We start from the raw sequence: 22495 nt of genomic DNA, 5'->3' as shown, positions 1-22495 counted from the left end.
CCGATGGGAGCCCAGCGCGTACGCGGCGGAAGACGCCTGCCACTGCCACACCGGCCCAGGCTTCACCGCTCATCCCCGGAGCCCTTGCGTCTTCGGGCTCAGCAGAGGACCAGCGACCGGTCTCGCGAACCTCACCCTTCGTGGGTGATCACCCCGCGCGGGCCGCCCCACATGATCGGAAGGGCAGCACCAGGCGCTGCGGTGACGAGAAAGTGAGGAGGCGGACATGACGACGACTACCCACCACCGCTCACGGACGGCCCAGGCGAGTGCCGGCGGGCTGGTGACGTTCGCCGCCGTCCTGCTGTTCGTGGCCGGCCTCCTGGACCTGTTCCGGGGCATCATGGCGATCGCCGACGACGACGTCTACGTCTCCACCCCCAACTACATCTTCAAATTCGACCTCACCAGCTGGGGCTGGATCCAGCTGGTCCTCGGCGTGATCGCGATGGGTGTGAGCGCCGGCCTCTTCTCGCGCGCCCTGTGGGCCAGGGTCGTCGGGGTCGGTATCGCGGGACTTCTGGTCATCGCCAACTTCCTGTCGATCCCGTACTACCCCGTGTGGTCTCTCACCCTGATCGCGCTGTACGCCTTCGTCATCTGGGCCCTGTGCGTCGTGCGGGAGGACTGACGCCGACTGCCTGACTGCCGTGGCACTCCCGGAGGGCGTGCTCGCCGACGGATCGCCGGACGGCAGCGGGCCGGGATCCAGGAGGTCTCCGCCCGGCCCCTCGCCCCGCGGGCAGCTCCGCGTACGGGGAATCTCCCCCGCCTCACCCGGCACGGGTGACGCGGGCAGGAGTGTGAGCGTCCCATCTGGCCGATGAGTACGGTGCCGCTACCCGATCCGACCGTTCGGCGCCGGCCCTTCCATCTGCCGGCCAAGCCGGCTGGGGCGGTGTCCAGGAGCTGGATGCCTGCATCCGCCAGTTGACCGAGGCGCAAGGGCGACTTCCTCCCACACTCCGGCACCCACGACGAAACGGCGCTGCTCGGCGCTGCTCATCATGCGCCTGTGAGCAGTGTCGTGCGGAGCCAGAGCCCGCCGGGGCACTGACGAGACGACGCCCTGTGCACCGGACGTGTCGAGTGGCCACCCTGGACGGAACCGAGGGAGGCTGGAAGAAGGCGGCGACAAAGTGCCCCGGCAGGGGTGCCCGGTCGCACCGAGGGCACGAACGGACCGGGTGTGCAGCCGATGGGAGAATGCCCATGAAGGTCGGAGTGCTGACCGGCGGCGGTGACTGTCCCGGTCTCAACGCCGTGATCCGCAGCGTCGTCCGCAAAGGCGTCCAGGAGTACTCGCTCGATTTCGTCGGCGTGCGGGACGGCTGGCTCGGTCTCCTCAAGAACGACGTCGTTCCACTGGACATCTCCAGCGTGCGAGGCATTCTCCCCCGGGGCGGGACCATCCTCGGATCCTCCCGCACGAACCCCTTCAAGCACGAGGACGGGCTGCGACGGGTACGGGACACCCTCGCCGCGCATGATGTGGACGCGATCGTCGTGATCGGCGGAGAGGACACTCTGGGGGCGGCCAGGGATCTGAGCCGACAGGGGATCAACATCGTAGGCGTGCCCAAGACCATCGACAACGACGTCTCGGGCACCGACTACACCTTCGGCTTCGACACCGCCGTCGGTATCGCGACGGAGGCCATCGATCGTCTCCACACCACCGCCGAGTCACACATGCGCGCCCTCGTGGTGGAGGTCATGGGAAGGCATTCCGGATGGATCGCCCTGCACGCCGGCATCGCGGGCGGCGCCAACGTGATCCTCATCCCCGAGCGGCCGTTCGACATCGACTAGGTCTGCGAGCAGGTGAAGCGCCGGTTCCAGATCAACTACGCACCGATCGTCGTCGTGGCCGAAGGGGCCGTCCCCAAGGAAGGGCAGATGATCCTCAAGGACCAGTCACTGGACGAGTTCGGCCATGTGCGGCTGTCCGGCATCGGCGAATGGCTGGCCCAGGAGATCTCCGCGCGCACCGAGAAGGACGCCCGCACCACGGTCCTGGGCCACATCCAGCGCGGCGGCACACCGAGCGCCTTCGACCGGTGGCTGGCCACCCGTTTCGGACTGCATGCCATCGACGCGGTCAAGGAAGGCGATTTTGGCTCCATGGTCGCCTTGCGAGGCACGCGGATCGTTCGCGTGCCCCTTGCGGATGCCACGGCGGAGAACAAAGTGGTGGAGTCGTCGCTGTACGACGAGTTCGAGGCGTTCTACGGCTGAGCGAGCCGTCATCCTGCGTGCGGTACGACTGCTGCCGGACAGCGGGTGTGGTGCAGCACGGCGTGAGTGACCGGGCCCAGTCGGCCTTCTGCCGCCCCTGGCTCGGTGCGGCGCCCCATGACGAGCAGGTCCGCGCTCTGGGAGGCGGTCAGGAGCGCTTCCGCGGGGTGAAGCAGCATGAGGTCGGTGCCGACCGCCACCCGGGCGTACTTCTCCTGCCACGCCCGCAACGCGTCGGAGAGCCCCAGAACCTCCTGGTCCTCCCAGGTCGCACGGTCCTCCTCGGTCACCACCAGGTTCCGGGACGAGACGGACTCGGCGGGAAAGGCCCACGCCTGCACCACACGCAGACGCGCCGCCCGGGCCTCGGCGGCCGAGAACGCGAAGTCGGCCACCTCACCGACCGGCCGATGCGCGTCGAACCCCAGGACGACCTGGCCGGTACTGCGTGCCGAGGGCGCCCCGTTCGCGAAGGTACCGGGGCGGTGAGGTACGAGCACGACAGCACAAGAGGCTGCTGCTGCCGCCCGCATGGCCACCGAGCCGACCGCCAGCCCCTCGAAACCGCCCGTTCCCCGGGTGCCGACGACGAGGAGCCCCGCACCGCGTGCCGCGGTGAGCAGTGCCTCGGCTGGGGCGTCATCAGCATGCGTGCCCTCCACCGGGAGGTTGGGATGGCGGTCGGCCAGGTCCGCGAGCGTCCGCTGGAGCAACTGGACGCCCAGATGGTGCAACCGGTCCAGGGTCGGGCCCGGAACGACGGTGCCGGGAACCCGCGGAGACGCGTGCAGGAGCCGCAGCGAGACGCCGCGCAGCGTCGCCTCCCGCGCCGCCCAGTCGGCTGCGGCCGCAGCGTGCTCGGACCCGTCGATGCCCGCCAGCACAGGGGGACGCATCCTGGCCTCCTTCGTCCGGCCCCACACTCGTGGGCGTCACAGCCCCTGACCTCCTTCCACTGTTCCACGGCGGGACCGCTCTGGCGCCCGGACCGGATTCGGACGGCACACCGCACCGGCAGGGTCCCGTTCATGTCAGCGCCACGGTCTGCTTCGGCTCGGAGCTGTCGGACCGCCCATTGCATACCTGCGCGGTTCGGCGTTCAAGAGGGACGGCGTGGACTCCTCGTGTCGGCCGACCTCACCGGGCGGGCCGATCACCTCGGTGTGACCATCGAGGCCGATATCGTCAAGCAGAAGCAGCCGGAGAACAACCGCGTCGGGCTCATCGACAGCGGCGGGTGAGGCTCCCTCGCCTCCAGGAAGCGGCGACAGCAACGGGTGATGGTGCGGCCGCGGCCCCGCGGCGGGCTGCCCGGTGAGTGCCGGTGAGCGGGGCGTCAGCCGCTCAGCGTGGCGAGCGTGGCGTCGAGGTCGGATGCCCTCGGCCGGTTGTGAGGGAACCTGGCGAGTACGCGGGCCATGCCGCAGGTGTCGGTGAGCGCGGAGAAGACCAGGCCGCCGGCGACGCCGGCGGAGATCCAGCGCGCCCCGGGCCGGAGCCGCCCGGCGAGCAGACCCGCGAGGACGAGGGACCCGGCGGTCAGGCGGACCTGGCGATCCATCGGCCAGGGCGCGCGGGTGCCGGTGGGGCGGTGGACGTCGTGGCCGAGCTGGGTCCAGGCGCTGGTGCCGCCGGTGAGGGTGGCAGATGGAACGCCGGCCTCCGCCAGCCGCCGACAGGCTTCGGCGGAACGGGCGCCCGAAGCGCACACGACCAGGAGGTCACCGCGTTCCGCGGACGTCCTGAGGGCGGGCAGGGCCGCGTCGAGGCGGTCGAGGGGAATGTTGTGGGCGTCCGGCAGGTGGCCCGTCGCGTATTCGCCGGGGGTGCGTACGTCGATGACCGTCAGCTCGTGCAGACGGGCGCTGACCTGGTCGGCCGTGAGGGCGTCGTGTGCCATGGGAATTTCCCTTGCTCTCTGTGCGTCACCCCTTCGGTAGGATACCCATGGGGGTATCCGAAGGAGTGTGGGTCGTGGAACTGGCGATGGCGGCTGAGGAACTGAAGACGGTGGTCAATAGGTTGCGTCGGGCGCAGGGCCAGATCGCCGGTGTGATCAAGATGATCGAGGAGGGGCGGGACTGCGAGGACGTGGTCACGCAGCTCGCGGCGGCGTCCCGGGCCCTGGACAAGGCGGGCTTCGCGATCATCGCCACTGGCCTCCAGCAGTGCCTGACCGGCGGGGACATGGCAGCTTCCGAGGATCGTGAGGAGATGCGGACTCGGCTGGAGAAACTTTTCCTCTCGCTGGCCTGAGGGGTCTATCGCCCCGCGCCCGCTCATGTCAGGGCGTCGGCGAGCATGAAGGCGGCCGCGGCCAGCAGTACGACGGCGAACGTGCGTTGAAGCAGGGTGCCGGAGATCCTGGTCGCCAGCCGCTTGCCGTCCCAGGCGCCCAGGATCGCGGCCCCGGTGAACGGCCCTGTCACCGTCCAGTCGACCCCCGCCGTAGTGGCGCCCCGGGTGGTCAGTGAGGCGAGAGAGTTCGCCGAGATGACCAGCAGGCTCGTGCCGATCGCGGCCTGCATCTCGAACGCCAGCGCCGTGACCAAGGCGGGCACGGCCAGAAAGCCCCCGCCGACGCCGAGCAGTCCGGTCAGGGCCCCCAGCCCCGCTCCGGCTCCGGCGGCCCGCGCCGGGCACGCCCCCTGGGGGCCTGCCGGGACGTCCTGGACGGGGCGCAGCAAACGGACGGCCGCGACAGCGGCCACGGCGGCGAACGCGACGGTCAGCAGCGGCTGCGGCAGACGCCCCGCCAGGGCCCCGGCCACGGCGGCGGGCGGCAGCCCTGCCGCGGCGAACAAGGCACCCGTCCGCCACCGCACGTTACCGGCTCGGGCATGGCCGTACAGGGCGGTCAGCGAGGTGGCGACGACGATGAACAGGGCGGTCGTGGTGGCCGCCGCCGGGGTGAAGCCGAGCAGATAGATCAGCGCGGGTACGGCCAGGACGCTGCCGCCGCCGCCGAGTGCGCCGAGCGCCAGCCCCACCACGCCTCCGGCGATCAGGGCCAGGATCAGCTCGCTCACGCTATGACACCGCCGCTGCCGTTCACGCCGGTGACCGGAAGGCCGGGCCGGGCCCAGGCGGCCATTCCCTGGGCGGTGGCGGCCAGAGGGCCGCCCGCCATCAGGCGGGTGAGAGGCAGGTGCAGCACGCCGGGCGCGTGTCCGGCGTTCCACTCCTGCCTCTCGCGGACATCGACGAGGACGGCCTGCCCGTCGGTGACCAGCAGGTCAGCCTGTTCGGCGCTGGGGCGGAAAAGGGACGACATGGTGCGTGTCTCCGTAGGGAAGGTGCGATGCGCTTCAGTCGATGGCGACGGGCGCGGTGAGGGACAGCCCCCCTTCGCCTGCAGCGGTGAAGGCGTCGTCGACGGCGACCACCTCACGGCCCGCGGCGTCCAGCAGGGAGGCGGCGATCGCCGCGCGCATCCCGCCGGCGCAGTGCACCCACACCTCGCCGGCGGGGACCTCGCCGAGACGGCCGTGTACCTCGTGGACCGGTATGTGCACCGAGCCGTCGACGTATCCGGCGGAGCGCTCGGAGTCACGTCGTACATCCAGCACCACCACCTGCTCGCCGCGTGCGCGGACCTCGGCGAGATCGGCGAACCGGGCGCGGCGGAACGAGGCCGGTCGCTCGTCCTCGCGGACCCAGGTGCTCGGCTCGCCGGTCGCGGCGGCGGCCGGACGGTCGATGCCGACGCGGGCCAGTTCCCGCTGTGCCGCGGCGATCTGCTCCGGTGTGGAGGCCAGCAGGGTGACGGGTTTGCCCCAGGGGATCAGCCATGCCAGGTACGTGGCCAGCTTGCCCTCGCCCTCGAAGTTGAACGAGCCGGCCACATGCCCCTCGGCGAAGGCGACGCGGTGGCGCAGGTCCACCACCCATTCGCCGGCCGCCAGCCGGGAGGCGATCTCCTCGGCGTCCGCCGACCGCGGCGGAGTCAGATCGATGGGCGCGGGGCCGGAGGAGTTGGCCGGGCCCATGTGCGCGTAGTAGGCGGGCACATCGTCCAGGCCGGCGAGCAGCTCCGCGACGAAGGTGTCCACGTCCAGGATCAGCGCGTCGTTGTTCTTGCGCTCCGCGCCGATCGTCGTGGCGTCCCCCTCGAACTGTGAGGAGGAACAGAAGCTGCCGAAGCCGTGGGTGGGCAGCACCCGGACGTCGTCGTCCAGGGCGTCGGCCAGCCGGTGCGCGGAGGCGTGCTGGGCGCGGGCCAGCGACTCGGTCAGCCGTGGCTCGACCAGGTCCGGCCGCCCGACGGCGCCGATCAGCAGTGATCCACCGGTGAAGGCCGTGACGGGCCGGCCGTCCTCCTCGAGGACGTAGGACATGTGGTGCGGAGTGTGCCCGGGCGTGGCCATGGCGCGCAGTACCAGCCCTTCGTCCACCGTGATCGAGTCGCCGTCGCCGACGGGGGTGCGGTCGAACCGCACCGACGCCCCGGCCGGTACCAGGTAGCGGGCACCGGTCGTGCGGGCGAGTGCCGGACCGCCGGTGACGTAGTCGTTGTGCACGTGGGTCTCGGCCACGTAGGCGATGCGCACCCCGCGGCGGGCGGCTGTGGCGATGACCTGGTCGATGTCGCGCGGGGGATCCACCACGACCGCGGCATCCGGCCCGCCGGCCAGGTAGCTGCGGTTGCCCAGGCCCTCGAATTCAAGGGTGTCGACGAAGAACACGGCTACGACTCCTCTAGGGACGGTTACCCCGGGGGGTATCTGTCTTCACCGTAACAGAAATACCCGGGGGGGTATTCAGGGGTGAGGAGTGGGCTCCGCCGGGCCGCCTCACCAGCCTGCGGTGCGGGAGGTCACTTCGAGTGGGTGACGAGGAAGTCGGTGCTGGCCGACAGGGTGGTGAGCCGAGGCGTGTCCTCGTCCTCGATGCGAACGCCGGACCGCTCGCTGAGGACCTCGACGAAGCTCAGGAAGTCCAGCGAGTCCATCTCCAGCGCGTCACGGAACGCGTCATCGGGCCTCAGGGCGGAGACGTCGGCGTCGGGTATGACGTCGGAGATCGATTCCCTGACCATCTCCAGCGCATCGCTTCGGTTGATGTTCACAGCTGCTCCGGATTCTGGAGGAGACGGTCGACCGCTGTGAGGTAGCGGGCGCCGACGGCACCGTCGGTCGCCCGGTGGTCGGCCGAGAGAGTCGCCGTGACGACGGGGCGCACACCGAGAAGGCCGTCGACGGCGCTGGGCCGGTCGACCACGCGCCCGAAACCGACCAGGGCCACCTGGGGCGGGTGGATCACGCCGAAGACGCTCTCCACTCCGTGATCGCCGAGGTTCGTGACCGTGATCGTGGCGTCGGACACCTCGGAACCGCGCAGTCTGCCGGTGCGGGCCCGGGTGACCAGGTCCTTCAGGGCTGTCATCAGCTGGGGGAGGGCCAGGGTGTCGGCGTTTCGCAGCGCGGGAGCGACGAGCCCTCCGCCGCGCAGGGACACGGCCACGCCGAGGTGGACGGCTTCGCCGGCGGTGAAGCGGTCGTCGCGCCAGAAGCCGTTGAGCGCGGGGACCTCCCGGGCCGCGAGTGCCGCGGCCTTGAGCAGCAGGGCGGCGGGCAGCAGCCGCTCACCCACCGGGCTGACGCGGTTGTGCTCGTGCAGCCAGTCCGTCGCCGCGGCCAGATCCACGGTGGTGGAGAGGTAGTAGTGGGGGATGTCCCGGTTGGCCCGGCTCATCAGGTCGGCGATCGCCCGGCGCATGGCCGACGCCTGGCCCTCGGACGGCTCTGCGGCAGCGGGCCGCTGGGCGGCAGGGCGTGCCGGGGCGGCGTGCCGGGGCGGCGCCGATATCGGCCGAGGCCCGTCCGTGACACGGGTGGCCGGCTTGCGCGGGGGCGAGGCCGACGGGCCGGGGGCGGCTCGGCGGACGTCGTCGGCTCGGACGGCCGATCTCCTGCCCGTTCCTCTCACCGTGGCGAGGTCGACGTCCAGTTCAGCGGCGAGCCGCCGGGCCAGCGGGGTGACCCGCGGCCGTGCCGGCCCGGCACCGGCTCGGGCAGCAGCCGCGTGCTCGACGTCGGTCCGCATGACACGTCCACCGGGCCCGGTGCCGCGCAGCGTCTCCAGGTCGACACCGCTGTGTTCCGCCAGGTGCCGGACCAGGGGCCCGGCTTCGATGTGGTCCCGGTCCCGCAGCCGAGCCGCGGAAGTGGCCGGCACCGGGGCCGGTCCGGGTTCAGCCGCCGGCGAGGGCGGAGCGACGGGCTGGGCACGGACGGGCTCGGGAAGCTCTACGGGCGTGGGGAGTTCAGCGCGCTCGGGGAGCTCGGTGGGTCCGGAACGCTCGCCCTTCTTCGACGCCTGCCGGGCGGCCCGGTGCTGCTTCGCCGGCCCGATCAGCGCGAGCGGCGTCCCGACCGGCACCGTGGTACCGGGCTCGACGAGCAGTTCCGTCATGGCCCCGGTCTCGAAGCACTCCACCTCGATCGTCGACTTGGCGGTCTCGACGACCGCGACCGGGTCTCCCTTGTGGACGAGGTCCCCGGGCTCCACGAGCCACTCCAGGAGTGTGCCCTCGTCCATGTCCGCGCCGAGAGACGGCATCGTGAACTCGGCCATGATCAGTCCACCGCCCGATGGGCCGCGGCGACGATGTCGGCGGTCTGCGGCAGGGCGGCCTCCTCCAACTGCCGGGCGTACGGCATGGGCACCTCCGCGCTGCACACCCGCTCGACCGGCGCGTCGAGTTCGAAGAACGCCTCTTCGGCGATACGGGCGGATACCTCGGCGGCGAAACTCCCCGTCCGCCACGCCTCGTCGACGACCACCGCACGGTGGGTCCGGGCCACCGAGCCGGTCACCGCCACGACGTCGAGAGGGCGCAGAGCCCGCAGGTCGACCACTTCGGCGTTGACACCCTCCGCGGCCAGTTCGTCCGCCGCCGCGAGGGTCTTGGGCAGTGAACCTCCGTATGTGATCAGTGAGATGTCGGTGCCGGGGCGGCGGATCGCGGCATGGTCCAGATCCAGGGGTGTGGTGGTCGGGAGGAGTTCCCCGGACACGTTGTACAGGCTGCCGTGCTCGAAGATCAGTACGGGGTCGGGGTCGGCGAGCGCCGGGGCCAGCATGCGGCGGGCGTCCTCCAGTGTGGCGGGGGCAAGGACGCGGATACCGGGGATGTGCGCGTACCAGCCCTCCAGACTGTGCGAGTGCTGTGCGGCGAGTTGCCGGCCGGCGCCCGTGGTCATGCGGATGACCAGCGGCACGGGCAGCTGGCCTCCTGACATGTGCAGCAGGGTCGCTGCGTTGTTGAGGATCTGGTCGAGGGCGAGCAGGCTGAAGTTGACGGTCATGATCTCGACGACGGGCCGCATCCCGGCCAGGGCGGCGCCGATGCCGGCACCCACGAACGCCGACTCCGACAGCGGGGTGTCGCGGACACGCTCGGGACCGAATTCCTCCAGCAGGCCGAGGCTGACCCCGAAGCACCCCCCGTAGCGGCCCACGTCCTCGCCCATCAGGAACACCCGGTCGTCGGCACGCAGCGCCTCCCGAAGAGCCTCGCGCATCGCCTCCCGGTAGGTCGTCTTCGCCTCCTGTGTCTCGCCGCCGCTCATGTCAGTTCACCCTTCCTCCGCCGAGGAACTCGTCACATGACGGAGCAGTCGGCCGACGGGTTCCTCGGGTGCCTGTTCGGCCGCATCGACGGCGCGGTCGACCTCGGTGGTGACCCTCTGCTCGATCCGTTCCAGCTCCTTGTCACCCAACTCGCCGCCCTCGCGCATTCGGTCGGCGAGCAGACCGATCGGGTCCCGGGATCTCCACTTCTCGACCTCCTCCTTGTCGCGGTATCGGTCCGGGTCGTACATGGAGTGGGCGCGGAAGCGGTACGTTCGCAGTTCGAGGAAGTGGGGTCCGTTGCCGTTGCTGATGCCCTCGGCCGCCCGCCGTGCGGCCCGTTCGACGGCCTCCACGTCCATGCCGTCCACGGCCCAGGCGACCATGCCGTAGGAGGCCGCGCGCATGGCCAGATCGGTCTGGGCCTCGTGCCGCTCCAGCGCTGTCCCCATGGCATAGCGGTTGTTCTCACAGACGAACAGCAGGGGCAGGTTCCACAGCGTGGCCAGGTTGGCGGTCTCGTGGAACTCGCCCTCGGCGAAGGCCCCGTCTCCGAAGAAGCAGCAGGTGACGCGGTTCTCTCCGCGCATGCGGTCGGCGAGTGCGAGGCCTGCGGCCAGGGGGATTCCGCCGGCGACGATGGCGTTTCCGCCGTAGAAGCGGTGGCTCGCGTCGAACAGATGCATCGACCCGCCCCGGCCGCCGCTGCACCCGCTGGTCCTGCCGTACATCTCCGCCATGACCGCCTCCGCCGTGACCCCTCGGGCCAGCGCGTGGCCGTGTTCGCGGTAGGTGGAGACGACGGAGTCCTCGGGTGTCAGGGCTTCGTTGACGCCGACGGCGACGGCTTCCTCACCGATGTAGAGGTGGACGAAGCCGCGGATCTTGGCGGCGCTGTACAGCTCCACGCACCGCTCCTCGAAACGCCGGATGCGCAGCATCGCCGCCAGCAGGTCGGTCCGGTGCCCTGCGGCACTTCGAGAGGCGGGAGACCGGCTGCTCGCGCTCCGCTTCCCCGTCGCGGACCTCCTGCCGGGACGGGGTGCGGCCGGTTCCTTGCGTGTGCGGGTGGGGCGGGCCACGCTCATCCGGATCCCTCCAAGGTCGACAGGTCGCCTGCGGGCAGGCCGAGTTCACGCGCGCGCAGCACGCGGCGCATCACCTTCCCGCTGCGCGTCTTGGGCAGGTTCTGGTCGAACGCGATCTCCCTGGGAGCGACCGCGGGGCCCAGCCTGCGGCGGGCGAAGGCCAGCAGTTCCCGCTGGAGACCAGGAGTCGGCCCGACGCCGGGGCGCAGCGACACGAATGCCTTGACGACGTTGCCGGCCACCGGATCCGGCCGTCCGATCACTCCGGCCTCGGCGACCACAGGATGCTCCATCAGCGCGCTCTCCACCTCGAACGGACCGATGAGATGCCCCGCCGACTTGATGACGTCGTCGGAACGTCCGACGAACCAGTACCAGCCGTCGGCATCCCGGCGGACCAGGTCACCGGTCAGGTACCAGCCGCCGGCGAACGCGGCGTCGTAGCGCACCTTGTCGTGCAGGTAGCCGCGGAACATCGACGGCCAGCCCGGCCGCAGTGCCAACTCGCCTTCCTCGCCCGGCCCGTCCACCTCCACCACCCTGCCGTCCTCACCCTGCTTCAGCACGGTCGCCTCGACGCCGGGGAGCGGACGCCCCATCGACCCGGGCCGGATGTCGCAGGCGGCGAAGTTCGCGATCATGATGCAGCCGGTCTCCGTCTGCCACCAGTTGTCGTGCACCGGCAGGCCCAGCACCTCCCGGCCCCACACAACGGCCTCCGGGTTGAGCGGCTCGCCGACGGAGGCCACGAAACGCAGGGCCGTCAAGTCGTAGGAGCGCGGTAGGTCGTACGGGCCCTGGCGGGGTGTGGCGCGCATGAGCATGCGCAGGGCCGTGGGGGCGGTGTACCAGACGGTGACCCGTTGTCCGCCGAGGATCCGGTACCAGCGCCGGGCGTCGTAGTCGCCTTCGTCGAGGACCAGCGTCACGCCGTGGACGAGCGGGGCGATGATCCCGTACGACATGCCGGTGACCCAGCCGGGGTCGGCGGTGCACCAGTACACGTCGTCGGGGTGCAGATCGAGCGCGTACGCGGCCGTGGCGTGGTGGGCGACGACGGCCTCGTGGACGTGGACCGCGCCCTTGGGGGTGCCGGTGGTGCCACTGGTGAAGTGCAGCAGGGCCATGTCCTCGGGCGAGGTCGCAGGGATGGTGAAGGTGTCCGCGGCGGCGGACATCCGGTCGTCGAAGGAGGCCGTGCCGGGAAGCTCCTCCGCGCCCGGTCCGACGATCAGGACGTGCTTCAGTCCGGGAACCGATGCGCGGCGCTCGGCGACCTTGCGCCGGTAGAGGGCTGCGGTGGTGACCAGGACCTGCGCGTCGCCCAACCGCAGCCGCTGTTCCACCGGGTCGGGGCCGAAGGCGGAGAAGAGCGGGCAGAGCACGCTGGTGTTCTTCAGCGTGCCCAGCACCGTGGTGTAGAGCTCGGGGCAGCGGCCCAGCAGCGTGAACACCCGGTCCCCGTGGCCGACGCCCAGCGATCGAAGCAAATTCGCGAAACGGGCTGTGCGGCGGGCCAGTTCCGCGTACGTGATGGTCGAGACGGAGTCGTCCCGGGCGACACAGCGCAGCGCGACCTTGTCCGCCTGGTCAGAGGTCGCGTGCCGGTCGACGGCCTCGTGAGCCATGTTGAGGCCGCCGCTTGGCAGCCCGGACAGTGCGGTGCGCGCCCGTGACCAGGTGAATGCGGAGCGCGCCCGGTCGTAGTCGGTGAGTCGGGGTGGGACGACCGGTGCGGTGTCCTTGTGAATGGTTTCCCAGTGCATGGGGCTCCTCCCGGCACCGTCCCCTGAACTCCAGGGCCGCCGAGCCCGGCTCTGGCCGCATTTCTGCCGGATGGGCAGGGGCTTTGGTGGGACGGCGGCGGTCGCTGCCGACGCTCATGGAGCCGAGGGCCGCCCGCTTCTTGCGGGCCCGAATTCCACGGTGCGCGGTTTCGCTCCGCTTCGCCGTGCCTCCTGTGGCGCCCCCGGCTCACTTCCATAGCACCGCCGCTCGCCGGCGAGTTCCAGGGCCGGATGGCCCAGAAGAGGGGCCGTCCGGCCTTTTCGGACTCCTGTCGGCCGGGCCCTCACTCACGGCGCAGTACGACCTTGAGTGCGCCGGAGGTCGTGCCGCGGGAGAACACTTCATAGGCGTCCTCCACCCGATCGAGGCCGAATGTGTGGGTGACCAGCTGTGAGACGTGCAGGCGTCCGTACCTCACCAGCTCCATCAGCCACGGTATGGGGTACGTGTCCACCTGGCCGGTGCTGATCGTCACGTTCTTGCGCCCCAGGGATGCGAGGCGCAGCGTGACCGGTATGCCGTGGGTGCCGATGTCGGCGATGTGCCCTCCCGCTCGGACAGCGCGGGTGCACAGGACGAAGCCCTCCGGTTCCCCCGACGCCTCGATGACCACGTCGGCCCCCGGCCCCTCGGACAGCTCGGCGATCATCGTCCCCGGTGGTTCTGCGGCATCGGCCCCCACACGGGCGGCGGCTTCCAGCCGGGTGGAGGACAGGTGCACCACAATGATCCGGCGGGGCGAGTAGAGCCGCGCGACGACGACGCATGCGAGGCCGACGGGACCCGCGCCCACCACGACGACGGTGTCTCCCGGGCCCACCGCTCCGTTCCGCACACCGACTTCGTAGGCGGTGGGAAGGACTTCGCTGGTTCCCTCCACCGACAGGGGACCGCGCCGGTAGTTCACGCGCAGGTGGAAGACGAGACGGACCGCCTCCGCGACCAGCTGTGGCCGACCGAGGAGGGCGGGGATGGCGGGGGCTGCGCGCGGAACGGCCACCGCGCGCAGCCATGAGGGGGTTCGACCGCCTGACGCCGCCGCCCAGAACGCCGTGTGCGTGAGGATCAGCCGTCGGTGGGCAACCGCTCTGCGTTCCCTGCCTTAGGAATCGAGCAGCACCTCGGCATCGAGCCCGTCCACGCACCCCCCCCGTGGAACCGCTCGCTACGAGCGTAACGCCTTCGCGCTGGTGCTGGGGTCCAGAGGGTTCGCGCCATGTCCGATCGCGGTCGTCCCCCGGATATGACCGGACAGGCGGAGACGGACCACGTCGACGGTCGGCCCCTACGGGGCCGGAAGCCGTTCCCGCAGGGACCTTCGGCCCTGTGACCGGAGGCCGGTGCCGTCCCATGGTGGGACAAGTGGTGGAGGAACGGACCAGCGACCTGCTGGAGGCCGAGTCATGAGTGCACAGAATTCGCCGCGCGCGTCCGATGGGCCTCCGCCACGCCAGGAGCAGGCGTCAAAGGGGCCGAACCCCCTCCGACGTAGGTCCGACCGGTTCGAGTCCTGGTTCCGCCGCTTCCTGATGCTGGTCCTCGTCCTCGGCCTGCCGGCGACCGCGCTCAGCGCGGGACTGACGGCGTACGAGTCGTCGATGCGCACCGTGCAAGCCCAGTCGGCGGAACGCAACGAGGTCGAGGCCCGGCTCACGTCGACCGCCAAGGGCGTCACCGGAGAGGGGAAGCAACGGGCGCAGGTCCGCTGGACCGACGGCAACGGCACGGTACGCACCGGAACAACCCTCGTGACGGCGCACACTTCCCAGGGCGCCACCGTGCGGGTGTGGGTGGACCGGGACGGCAGCCTCACCAGTGCGCCGATGAGCGAGCTCACCGCGACGGCCAATGGCTGGTTCGTGGGTGCTATGGCGGCGGTCGGCGTAGCCGGCGGCGTCTACGCGGCGCGCGCAGGCATGCGCCGTGTACTGGACCGCAGAAGGTACGCGCAGTGGGACGCCGAGTGGGACCTGGTGGAGCCCACATGGTCCGCACGCTTCCGCAGGTGACCGAGAGGAATCCCGGACGGGAGCCGAGGAGGCGACGAGATGTCCGACGCGACGACCACCGACCTGTACGAAGTGACGATGGCCCTGTCCTACCAGCGGGAGGGCATGACCGGTCCAGCCACGTTCAGCCTCTTCGTCCGCGACCTGCCTCCCGAGCGCGGCTTCCTGGTCGCCGCGGGGCTGGATTCGGCCCTGGACTACCTGTCCGGCCTCCATGTCGGTCCGGACGACGTCGACGCTTTCGCCTCCGCTCTCCACCGCCGGCCGGGGGAGCTCGAGCCCCTGCTCGGCCTGGAGTTCACCGGCGACGTGCGGGCGGTGCCGGAGGGACGGATCGTGCTGGCGGGAGAGCCCCTGCTGGAGGTGACCGCGCCTCTCCCGCAGGCGCAGCTGGCCGAAACGTACGTGCTCAACCAGCTCAGCCACCAGACCGCCATCGCCTCGAAGGCCGCGCGGTGCGTCCTCGCGGCGGCAGGGCATCCGGTCGTGGACTTCTCCCTTCGGCGGACCCACGGCCCGCAGGCCGGATTCCAGGCCGCCCGTCTCAGTGCGATGGTCGGCTTCGCCGGAACCAGCAACGTGGCCGCGGCCACCGCCCTGGGTATCCCCGCCGTCGGCACGATGGCGCACTCCTTCGTGGAGGCGTTCGCAACGGAGGAAGACGCTTTCCGCGCTTTCGCGCGGTCGCACCCGGGGCCGGTGACCTTGCTGGTGGACACCTACGACACCGAGGAGGGCGTCCGCGTCGCAGCGCGCGTCCTGCGAGACCTCGACCATACGGCCCGCGGGCCCGGCTCGGCCGTACGGCTGGACAGTGGCGACCTCGAGGTCCTGGCGGTACGGGCACGGGCCGTCCTCGACGACGCGGGCCTGCCGGACGTACGCATCATCGCCAGCGGCGGTCTCGACGAGCGCGCCATGGACGACCTGGTGCGCTCCGGGGCACCGATCGACACGTACGCCGTCGGCACCCGTGTCGGGGTCTCGGCCGACGCACCGTATCTGGACTCGGCGTACAAGATGGTGGAGTACGACGGACGGCCGGTGATGAAGCTGTCGTCGGCGAAAGTGACGGCACCCGGCCGCAAGCAGGTGTTCCGCCGCCCTGGATACGCCGACGTGATCGGTCTGGCCGACGAGCAGTCGTCCGGCGGTGGCAGGCCGCTGCTGGAGACGGTGATGCGAGGCGGGCGGCGCACCGGCACCAGGTCCACGCTCGACGAGAGCCGGGTGAGATTCACGGCGGACCTGGGCGGGTTGCCGTCGGAAGCCCGACGGATCCGAGCGCCGGTCGTGCCTCGGGCGACGGCCTCGGAGCGGCTGAGCGCACTCGCCGCCCGCGTCCGGCGCCACATCGAGGAACAGACGGCGGCGGCTTCCGCACGGTCCCCGCTCCCAGAACGAACCGTGTCCGGACCTCACGGGTCCGTATCGAGGTGAGGAGGAAGGCGATGCCGCACACGGCGGAGTGGAAGGTTCGACTCCACCTCTTCGAGGACGAAGACGGAACCACGAAAGCACATCTGGTGCTGGAGACCGGCACCTCGGCGCTCACCGGTCACGGGACCGCGCATTGCCATCCGGCGGACGCCAACGTGCCCGAGATCGGCGACGAGCTGGCGGCGGGCCGGGCCATGAACGACCTGGCCCGACAGCTCTTGAACATCGCCGAGCGGGACATCGAGGGCATGGGCGCGCAGCGGCCCAGTCGACGGCTGACCGGATGGCCCACGTGACCGACGGTCGGCACGGCAAGTCAAGGAGGATCAGCCATGACACAACCCGTACGGCCCAGCAGAGGTGGGCTCTCGGCAGCCATGCATGAGCTGGACGATCTCCGTACCCGGATGGATCAGCTCATGTGGGCTCGCCCAGCGCGTACACCCCAGCCTCGGGCGGGCGGTGCACGCGAGATGTGGGTGTCGATCCGGCCCACGCGCCTCACGGGCCGGCGCATCACTCCGGCCGATCAGTAGGCGCCCACGGCCGTCGAGAGCGGCCCCGTCTCAGCGGGCCGCCGACTCACGAGGGGAGGCTCCGGTGAGCCGACAAGCACCGTCCGACGAGCGGGTGGCGGTCCTGGTCCACGACGCGGTTGCCGCCCCGTCCATGCACAACGCGCAGCCCTGGCTCTTCCGCTATTTCCGGCACAGCCGCACGTTCGAGATCCGCGCCGACTTCGAACGCACCATGCCGCACTCCGACCCCGACACACGCGGCCTGCACATCGGCTGTGGCGCCGCACTGCTGAACCTGAGGGTCGCCGTGGCCCACGAGGGTTGGTTTCCGGAAACTCTCCTGGCGCCCGACCCAACGGATCAGGCGCTGCTCGCGAGCTTGCGGCTGATCGGCTCCGCGACCGACGAGAGCGCACTCGGCGCGCTGCATCCCGCGATTCACCAGCGGCACAGCAGCCGTTACCCCTTCGAGGAGAGAGAGATCCCCGATGCCGTGCGGGAAGCTCTCACCGCAGCCGCCCGCGTCGAGGGAGCAGCGCTGACCTTCCCGACCTCATGGCATCAGCGGGAGGTGCTGGAACTGGTCCAGGAAGCCGAGGCACGCGGCATCACCGACCTCGGCAGCGACCAGGAGCTGGCGCGGTGGACTCGTATCGACGCTCGGTCGGCGGGCACCGCCGACGACGGAGTCCCGTACTACGCCTTCGGGCCGCGCAAGCGCGGGGGCAAGGCCCCCATGCGCGATTTCGCAGGCCCCCGGAGGGTGGCGGGCCGTGACGCCGCGGACTTCGAACGCACTTCTCAGCTGGCCCTCGTCAGTACGAGCCACGACGACCCGGAAGACTGGCTCCGCGCCGGTCAGGCCGTCGAACGCGTCCTTCTGCTGGCCACCCTTGAGGGCCTGTCCACTTCCTTCGCCACCCAGCCCCTCGAATGGACCGACCTGCGCTGGCCGCTGCGCGACCCGCTGTCCGGGACCGGCTACACCCAGATGCTCCTGCGCCTGGGGTACGGTCCCACGGGCCCCGGCACACCGCGTCGCCCGGTGCCGGACGTACTCGACATCCAGCCCTGACCCTCCCGTGAACCGCGGCCGGCCTCGCGCACGGTCACTGAGCTGTACCTGGCCTGTCCCGGCCAGCTGCCTCGCAGGTGAGCTGTGGCTCGACGTGCACGACGCCTTCCACGGCACGCACCAGGCGCACGGCGACCGGGAGCAACGAGGTGTCACGGAAGTGCCCGCGGAGCGTGACGACGCCCTTGTGCACGTTCATGTGAATGGCGTGGCTGGTCCAACCGCTACGACCACCTGCGCGAGGTCACCCGCGACGACATCCTCGGCCACCTGAGCACCGTCCACGGCTCGCATCGCGAGCACACCTTGGCCGCCCTGCCGTCGCTGTCAGAACAGCCGCGGCGCCACCCTTGTCGCTGAGGTCATCGACGCCGGTCTGCTGGCCCAGAGCGCGTAGCTGGTTCCGGTGCCCGGCCAGTCGGATGCCATCTACCGCGCGGAGGTGGCATGGCGGGCAGGGGCTCGGTGCCGATCGGTAGGACGCCGTGTGCTGCTCGTCCGAGGCGCGGGACAAAAGCGCTGGCTACGGGCGCAGGTTGCGGCCCCGTCCCGCCGTTGCCGAGTACCGGCAGGCGCCTTCCGCAGTGTGGAGTGAGGTCGCCACATCGACCTGATTACCCGTCAGTAATGTCAGCGCGTGGTCAGCGTGAGTCCTGCGAAAGCCTGCGAAGGCTTGCCGAACCTGCGAATCGCCGCGGGCGTGCCCAGGTGTGCCCGAGGCGTGAAGGTGCAGGTCAGGGGCGATGGTCAATCGCCCTCTAGCGCCCTGCGATGCATCCTGCCCGCTTCCGATCAAGCCGGTTCGACCCCCGCCCGCTTCCCTGCACATTCCTTTGGAAAATGCCAAAGCGTTCACCTGCTCCGAGCACACACCGTAGTGTCGTGCTCACGTTCGCGGGAACGGCCGTGCAGGGGAGGGGATTCGGCGTGCCCGGAATTGACGAGAGTCTGCTGGAGGCCATGCGGTTGCCCGGCGCGCGAGGGGCATCGGTGGTCGACTGGATCAGCGGTCTCGCCCTGGGCGCGGTGGGTGACGCACCGGGCGGCGACCTGGAGGCGACGGCGGCTGAGACCGCCGAACTCGCCCGCCTCGCCACGGAGAGTGGCCTCCTCGCACCGGTCGGCGGCGACGCGGGAGAGATATCAGGCAAAGAACCACCCGTACAGGATCTGATCATCACGAACGCCGACTCGTACCACCTGCTCAGGTTCGTCAGCACGACGTTCGACAGCACCGTGTTCCTGCACTTATGGCTCGACCGCAGTGACGGAAACCTGGCCCTGGCCCGCATCCGGCTGGCCGAGATGGCGGACAGACTGGTGCTCGGATGATGACGCCGGCCCGCACCTCACGCACGGACGAACCGGCCTCGGCCCTGCTCGGCACCCTTGCCGCGCAGGGCGCGAGCGGCGCGCTGTCCACCGAGTCGGGCGTCGTCTACCTGGCCTCGGGACACGTCGTCCACGTCGAATCCGCCGTCACACCCGACCTCGGCGACCTGCTCACCCACAGCGGTGCGCTCGCCCCGGACGGGTGGTGGGCCGCGATCGACCAGGCGGGCCGCCGCTGCAGGGTCGGCAGGCAGTTGGTCGACAGCGGCCACCTCGCCGCCGGCGCGCTGGAACTGTGCCACCTGGGCGCCCTGTTCGACGCGGCGTACTTCGTCCTCGCCCACGACGGGCCGGCACTCCGCTTCCGTCCCGGAGTCGCGCACTGGCTCGGCGCGGTCCGCTCCGTACCGGTGGACGCCGTGCTGCGCGAGTCGAGACGCCGTCGCGAACTGCTCCACCGCATATGGCCCGAACCCTGCGTCGACCTCGTCCCGCTCGCCCGGGTCCCCGACGTCGACCCCTCGGACCTGCCGGCCCGCCGCAGCCGCACCCTCGCCCAGGTCGACGGCGTCCGCACCGCCGCCCAGATCGCCACGGCCCTCGCCTGCCGCACCTTCCACACCCTCGTCGAACTCCGCCGCCTGGCCGCCGCCGGGATGGTCGTCCCCGCAGCCACATGCCCCGCTCCCGCCAAAGCCCCCGAACCCGCGTACGCCGAGCCGGCCCCCGCCCCTTGTCCGGTGGTGGTACCGGACGAGCCCGACACCGCACTGCTGCGACGGCTCCTGCACGCCTTGGAGGCACTGTGATCCGCGCGCGAAGACAGCGTGCCGAAAGGAGAATGCTCATGGCCGTCGAGACCGACGTCCTGGACGAACTGCGTCGGCTCCGCACCCGCGTACCCCGGCTGACGGGCTCCCTCGCGGCCACCGTCGACGGACTCGTCATCGCCCACGACGTGCCGGAGGCCGAGCCTGAGGGACTCGCGGCGCTCACCGCCGCCGCCCTCGGTGTCGCGTACCGCCTGACCGACGCCGCCGGCCGCGGCGACTTCCGCGAACTGCTGGTACGCGGCTCCCGGGGCTACGTAGCGACCTACGCGGCCGGAACCACCGCTGTCCTCACCCTCCTCGCCGAGGACCGAGTCAACGTCGGCCGCCTCCACCTGGAGGGCCGGCGCAGCGGCGCCCGGATCGCGGACCTGGTGGCCACGCGCGTCGGGCCGGGCACCGGCCGCCACGCCGACCGGCCTGCCCCCGCCGAACACCTCGCCGCGGCGCCTCCGGCCACGGCCCGCCCCATCGGCACCCTCCCGGTCCGCACACCGCAGCGGCCCACCCACCAGCCACGCCCGCACACCGGCCTCTGAGCCCGCCCGAACCACCTGAACCTTACGACCACCCACCGAAGCAAGACAGAACGAAAGGAACCGAGCGCATGGCCAACACCGAGACCGCGCTGAAGGAATGTCTGAGCTCCATCGAGGGAGCCACGGCCGCAGCCCTCGTCGATTACACCAGCGGCATGGCCCTAGGCACCCTCGGCGGCACCAAGGACTTCAACCTGGAAGTCGCCGCCGCCGGCAACACCGACGTCGTACGGGCCAAGCTGCGCACCATGGAGCTTCTGGGGCTGAAGGAGGAAATCGAGGACATCCTGATCACCCTGAACTCCCAGTACCACCTCATCCGCCTGATCAAGGGCCGCGGAGGCAGCGGGCTGTTCCTCTACCTCGTGCTCGACGGGAGCCGGTCCAACCTGGCGATGGCCCGCCACCAGCTCCGCCGTATCGAAGCCGATCTGGAGGTCTGAGCCCACACCACCCTGAACCGGCACCACGGGAGCCCTCCGGACGCGACACGGGTCGGAGGGCCCCGGCCCGCAGTCGGCCGCGACTACCGTTGAGGCCATGACAGCACCCCTGGACGTGCTGGTGGTGGGCGCGGGCCCGACCGGACTCGCGCTCGCGACGCAACTGCGCGCCTACGACATCCCGTTCCGGATCGTGGACCGCTCACTGGACCGTGCCCGGGAGTCACGCGCGCCGGCCATCCAGCCCCGGACCCTGGAAATGCTGGCCGGACTCGGGGTGACGGACGACTTGGTCGAGCGGGGCAGTACGGCGGTCCGGCTCCACCTGCATCTGCCCCGACGGGAGCTGCGGGTGCCGGTGTTCGACGTCGGCTGCGAGGACACCCCGTACCCCTTTCTGCTCTTCCTCCCGCAGTCGGAGACCGAGGCGGTCCTGACGGCCCGGCTGGCAGCCCGGGACGTGACCGTCGAACGAGGCACGGAACTGGTGAGCACCGAGCGGGAGGGCGGGTACGTCAGCTGCCGACTCCGATGCCCGGACGGCAGCCAGGAGACGGTGCGGGCGCGCTACGTCGTCGGCTGCGACGGGGCGCACAGCACCGTGCGCGCCCAGGCGGGGATCGCCTTCGAGGGGCACGCCTATCCGCAGACGTTCTTCCTCGCCGACCTCGAGGTCGAAGGGCTGGAGCCGTGCGCCGCGCACACGTACATGACCGCGGCCGGAATGCTGTTCTTCTTCCCGCTCGGCACACCGGCGACCTGGCGGATGATCGCGATGCGCCCGCCGGGTTCCCCCGCGGGCGAGGTGACACTCGACCTCCTCCAGCGGCTCGCCGACGACTGGACCACCGTCCACGCCGACCACACCGGGCACCACCAACGCCTGATCCTGCGCGATCCGGTCTGGATGACCGCCTTCCGCATCCACAACCGCGGCGCCACCCACTACCGCAACGGCCCGTTCTTCCTCGCCGGGGACGCGGCGCACATCCACAGCCCGGCCGGGGGACAGGGCATGAACACCGGCATCCAGGACGCCCTCAACCTGGGCTGGAAGCTCGCTCACGTCTGCCGGGGCGCGGCGTCCGAGGAACTGCTGGAGACTTACGAGGCGGAGCGGGCCCCGGTCGGCCACGTCGTGCGCCGCCTCACCGACCAGGCGTTCACCGTCGGCACGAGCGGCAACCCGGCCCTCCGGTTCGCCCGCACCCAGCTCGCCCCGCGCCTGGCCCCGCTGCTGCTGCGCACGACCCGTCCTCGCGCACGACTCTTCCGCGCGGTCTCCGAACTCGGCATCCACTACCGCCGCGGGCCTGCCTCCACCAGCGGACCGCACCGACCACGACAGGGCCCGCAGGCGGGAGACCGGCTCCCCGATGTCCCGCCCGGACTGCAGGAGCGCATTGCCGCACGGGGCTACCACCTCCTGCTCACCGGCCCTGCCCGTCTCTGGCCACCGGAGGTGCCGGAGCGCGGACGCCACGACCTGCTCAGCGTGCACCACCTCGGCTCGGACAGCCCTTGGCCGGACGTCGCCCATGCCCTCGTACGCCCGGACGGTTACGTGGGATACGTATCGCGCGGCAACGACCTGACCGGTCTGCGCGCCTACCTCGAGCG

At 71.0% G+C, this 22495-nt stretch carries 20 protein-coding genes and 5 pseudogenes; 13 read left to right on the top strand and 12 right to left on the bottom strand.

Annotated elements, in window-relative coordinates; translation table 11 throughout:
• Window positions 1-226: 226 nt before the first annotated feature.
• Together ACFZBT_RS22955 and ACFZBT_RS22950 are read left to right on the top strand one after the other, a co-directional pair.
• Window positions 227-631, top strand: a complete 405-nt coding sequence (locus ACFZBT_RS22955; RefSeq protein WP_391106249.1) for a hypothetical protein — start codon at window positions 227-229, stop codon at window positions 629-631.
• A gap of 581 nt (window positions 632-1212) precedes the next feature.
• Window positions 1213-2238 (top strand): annotated as a pseudogene (locus tag ACFZBT_RS22950) (6-phosphofructokinase).
• An 8-nt stretch (window positions 2239-2246) separates the two neighbouring features.
• Here the strand turns inward: ACFZBT_RS22950 and ACFZBT_RS22945 are convergent.
• Window positions 2247-3134: a universal stress protein gene (locus ACFZBT_RS22945; protein ID WP_391106247.1), complete on the bottom strand. Its 888-nt coding sequence runs from the start codon at window positions 3132-3134 to the stop codon at window positions 2247-2249.
• 440 nt (window positions 3135-3574) lie between these two features.
• Window positions 3575-4138, bottom strand: a complete 564-nt coding sequence (locus ACFZBT_RS22940) for a rhodanese-like domain-containing protein (protein WP_391106245.1) — start codon at window positions 4136-4138, stop codon at window positions 3575-3577.
• A 74-nt stretch (window positions 4139-4212) separates the two neighbouring features.
• Between ACFZBT_RS22940 and ACFZBT_RS22935 the strand changes: the two genes are divergently transcribed.
• Complete coding sequence (locus ACFZBT_RS22935) at window positions 4213-4494, top strand: metal-sensing transcriptional repressor (protein WP_391106293.1); 282 nt, start codon at window positions 4213-4215, stop codon at window positions 4492-4494.
• 23 nt (window positions 4495-4517) lie between these two features.
• Here the strand turns inward: ACFZBT_RS22935 and ACFZBT_RS22930 are convergent, their stop codons facing one another.
• The 9 genes and pseudogenes from ACFZBT_RS22930 to ACFZBT_RS22890 all read right to left on the bottom strand — a co-directional run.
• Entirely contained in the window at window positions 4518-5267 is a 750-nt protein-coding gene (locus tag ACFZBT_RS22930) for a TSUP family transporter (protein ID WP_391106243.1), read from the bottom strand.
• On the bottom strand, window positions 5264-5512 hold the full coding sequence (locus tag ACFZBT_RS22925; protein WP_391106241.1) for a rhodanese-like domain-containing protein: 249 nt from the start codon (window positions 5510-5512) through the stop codon (window positions 5264-5266). Before ACFZBT_RS22925 ends, ACFZBT_RS22930 begins: the two co-directional genes overlap by 4 nt.
• A gap of 34 nt (window positions 5513-5546) precedes the next feature.
• Entirely contained in the window at window positions 5547-6923 is a 1377-nt protein-coding gene (locus tag ACFZBT_RS22920; protein WP_391106239.1) for a rhodanese-like domain-containing protein, read from the bottom strand.
• Between the two features lie 131 nt (window positions 6924-7054).
• Window positions 7055-7306: a phosphopantetheine-binding protein gene (locus ACFZBT_RS22915; RefSeq protein ID WP_391106237.1), complete on the bottom strand. Its 252-nt coding sequence runs from the start codon at window positions 7304-7306 to the stop codon at window positions 7055-7057.
• Window positions 7303-8814 carry a 2-oxo acid dehydrogenase subunit E2 gene (locus ACFZBT_RS22910; RefSeq protein WP_391106235.1) on the bottom strand — a complete coding sequence of 504 codons (1512 nt, stop codon included), beginning with the start codon at window positions 8812-8814 and terminating at the stop codon, window positions 7303-7305. Before ACFZBT_RS22910 ends, ACFZBT_RS22915 begins: the two co-directional genes overlap by 4 nt.
• A gap of 2 nt (window positions 8815-8816) precedes the next feature.
• Window positions 8817-9812 carry a pyruvate dehydrogenase complex E1 component subunit beta gene (locus tag ACFZBT_RS22905; RefSeq protein WP_391106233.1) on the bottom strand — a complete coding sequence of 332 codons (996 nt, stop codon included), beginning with the start codon at window positions 9810-9812 and terminating at the stop codon, window positions 8817-8819.
• Window positions 9813-9818: 6 nt separating this feature from the next.
• Window positions 9819-10901 (bottom strand): pyruvate dehydrogenase (acetyl-transferring) E1 component subunit alpha, encoded by a 1083-nt coding sequence (gene pdhA / locus ACFZBT_RS22900; RefSeq protein WP_391106231.1) that lies wholly within the window; start codon window positions 10899-10901, stop codon window positions 9819-9821.
• On the bottom strand, window positions 10898-12667 hold the full coding sequence (acsA, locus tag ACFZBT_RS22895) for an acetate--CoA ligase (RefSeq protein ID WP_391106229.1): 1770 nt from the start codon (window positions 12665-12667) through the stop codon (window positions 10898-10900). The genes pdhA and acsA overlap by 4 nt, the downstream gene beginning before the upstream one ends.
• Before the next feature lie 305 nt (window positions 12668-12972).
• Window positions 12973-13557 (bottom strand): annotated as a pseudogene (locus ACFZBT_RS22890) (zinc-binding dehydrogenase); the annotation flags it as partial.
• A 535-nt stretch (window positions 13558-14092) separates the two neighbouring features.
• Between ACFZBT_RS22890 and ACFZBT_RS22885 the strand changes: the two are divergent.
• The 5 genes and pseudogenes from ACFZBT_RS22885 (at window position 14093) to ACFZBT_RS22865 (ending at window position 17731) form a co-directional block, all read left to right on the top strand.
• On the top strand, window positions 14093-14698 hold the full coding sequence (locus ACFZBT_RS22885) for a hypothetical protein (RefSeq protein ID WP_391106227.1): 606 nt from the start codon (window positions 14093-14095) through the stop codon (window positions 14696-14698).
• A gap of 39 nt (window positions 14699-14737) precedes the next feature.
• Window positions 14738-16138 carry a nicotinate phosphoribosyltransferase gene (locus ACFZBT_RS22880; RefSeq protein WP_391106225.1) on the top strand — a complete coding sequence of 467 codons (1401 nt, stop codon included), beginning with the start codon at window positions 14738-14740 and terminating at the stop codon, window positions 16136-16138.
• An 11-nt stretch (window positions 16139-16149) separates the two neighbouring features.
• Window positions 16150-16434, top strand: coding sequence for a dsRBD fold-containing protein (locus tag ACFZBT_RS22875; protein ID WP_391106223.1), 285 nt, complete (start codon window positions 16150-16152; stop codon window positions 16432-16434).
• Window positions 16435-16587: 153 nt separating this feature from the next.
• Window positions 16588-16674 (top strand): annotated as a pseudogene (locus tag ACFZBT_RS22870) (DNA-binding protein); the annotation flags it as partial.
• 64 nt (window positions 16675-16738) lie between these two features.
• Complete coding sequence (locus ACFZBT_RS22865) at window positions 16739-17731, top strand: Acg family FMN-binding oxidoreductase (RefSeq protein ID WP_391106221.1); 993 nt, start codon at window positions 16739-16741, stop codon at window positions 17729-17731.
• A gap of 34 nt (window positions 17732-17765) precedes the next feature.
• On the opposite strand, the pseudogene ACFZBT_RS22860 reads toward ACFZBT_RS22865, so the two are convergent.
• Window positions 17766-17945 (bottom strand): annotated as a pseudogene (locus ACFZBT_RS22860) (BON domain-containing protein); the annotation flags it as partial.
• Window positions 17946-18658: 713 nt separating this feature from the next.
• On the opposite strand from ACFZBT_RS22860, the gene ACFZBT_RS22855 reads away from it, so the two are divergent.
• The 5 genes and pseudogenes from ACFZBT_RS22855 to ACFZBT_RS22835 form a co-directional block, all read left to right on the top strand.
• The gene (locus ACFZBT_RS22855; protein WP_391106219.1) at window positions 18659-19063 is read left to right on the top strand and encodes a hypothetical protein; all 405 of its coding nucleotides are present in this window, start codon (window positions 18659-18661) and stop codon (window positions 19061-19063) included.
• A complete protein-coding gene (locus ACFZBT_RS22850) occupies window positions 19063-19872 on the top strand; it encodes a hypothetical protein (RefSeq protein ID WP_391106291.1) in 810 nt (269 codons plus the stop codon). The genes ACFZBT_RS22855 and ACFZBT_RS22850 overlap by 1 nt, the downstream gene beginning before the upstream one ends.
• 38 nt (window positions 19873-19910) lie before the next feature.
• Entirely contained in the window at window positions 19911-20432 is a 522-nt protein-coding gene (locus ACFZBT_RS22845; protein WP_391106217.1) for a roadblock/LC7 domain-containing protein, read from the top strand.
• A 68-nt stretch (window positions 20433-20500) separates the two neighbouring features.
• Window positions 20501-20875 carry a hypothetical protein gene (locus tag ACFZBT_RS22840; protein WP_189727443.1) on the top strand — a complete coding sequence of 125 codons (375 nt, stop codon included), beginning with the start codon at window positions 20501-20503 and terminating at the stop codon, window positions 20873-20875.
• A gap of 97 nt (window positions 20876-20972) precedes the next feature.
• Window positions 20973-22490, top strand: a pseudogene (locus ACFZBT_RS22835) (FAD-dependent monooxygenase); the annotation flags it as partial.
• Window positions 22491-22495: the final 5 nt, after the last annotated feature.

This window comes from Streptomyces sp. NPDC008137, assembly GCF_042957035.1.
Taxonomy (GTDB): Bacteria; Actinomycetota; Actinomycetes; order Streptomycetales; family Streptomycetaceae; genus Streptomyces.
This window is presented reverse-complemented; position numbering and strand designations above follow the sequence as displayed.

Bases quoted from the DNA above. Each gene is read 5' to 3' on its own strand.
- ACFZBT_RS22945 (WP_391106247.1), bottom strand. From the start codon at position 3,134: ATGCGTCCCCCTGTGCTGGCGGGCATCGACGGGTCCGAGCACGCTGCG.
- ACFZBT_RS22845 (WP_391106217.1), top strand. From the start codon at position 19,911: ATGGCCGTCGAGACCGACGTCCTGGACGAACTGCGTCGGCTCCGCACC.
- ACFZBT_RS22925 (WP_391106241.1), bottom strand. From the start codon at position 5,512: ATGTCGTCCCTTTTCCGCCCCAGCGCCGAACAGGCTGACCTGCTGGTC.
- acsA (WP_391106229.1), bottom strand. From the start codon at position 12,667: ATGCACTGGGAAACCATTCACAAGGACACCGCACCGGTCGTCCCACCC.
- pdhA (WP_391106231.1), bottom strand. From the start codon at position 10,901: ATGAGCGTGGCCCGCCCCACCCGCACACGCAAGGAACCGGCCGCACCC.
- ACFZBT_RS22840 (WP_189727443.1), top strand. From the start codon at position 20,501: ATGGCCAACACCGAGACCGCGCTGAAGGAATGTCTGAGCTCCATCGAG.
- ACFZBT_RS22850 (WP_391106291.1), top strand. From the start codon at position 19,063: ATGACGCCGGCCCGCACCTCACGCACGGACGAACCGGCCTCGGCCCTG.
- ACFZBT_RS22940 (WP_391106245.1), bottom strand. From the start codon at position 4,138: ATGGCACACGACGCCCTCACGGCCGACCAGGTCAGCGCCCGTCTGCAC.
- ACFZBT_RS22885 (WP_391106227.1), top strand. From the start codon at position 14,093: ATGAGTGCACAGAATTCGCCGCGCGCGTCCGATGGGCCTCCGCCACGC.
- ACFZBT_RS22910 (WP_391106235.1), bottom strand. From the start codon at position 8,814: ATGGCCGAGTTCACGATGCCGTCTCTCGGCGCGGACATGGACGAGGGC.
- ACFZBT_RS22905 (WP_391106233.1), bottom strand. From the start codon at position 9,812: ATGAGCGGCGGCGAGACACAGGAGGCGAAGACGACCTACCGGGAGGCG.
- ACFZBT_RS22880 (WP_391106225.1), top strand. From the start codon at position 14,738: ATGTCCGACGCGACGACCACCGACCTGTACGAAGTGACGATGGCCCTG.
- ACFZBT_RS22955 (WP_391106249.1), top strand. From the start codon at position 227: ATGACGACGACTACCCACCACCGCTCACGGACGGCCCAGGCGAGTGCC.
- ACFZBT_RS22875 (WP_391106223.1), top strand. From the start codon at position 16,150: ATGCCGCACACGGCGGAGTGGAAGGTTCGACTCCACCTCTTCGAGGAC.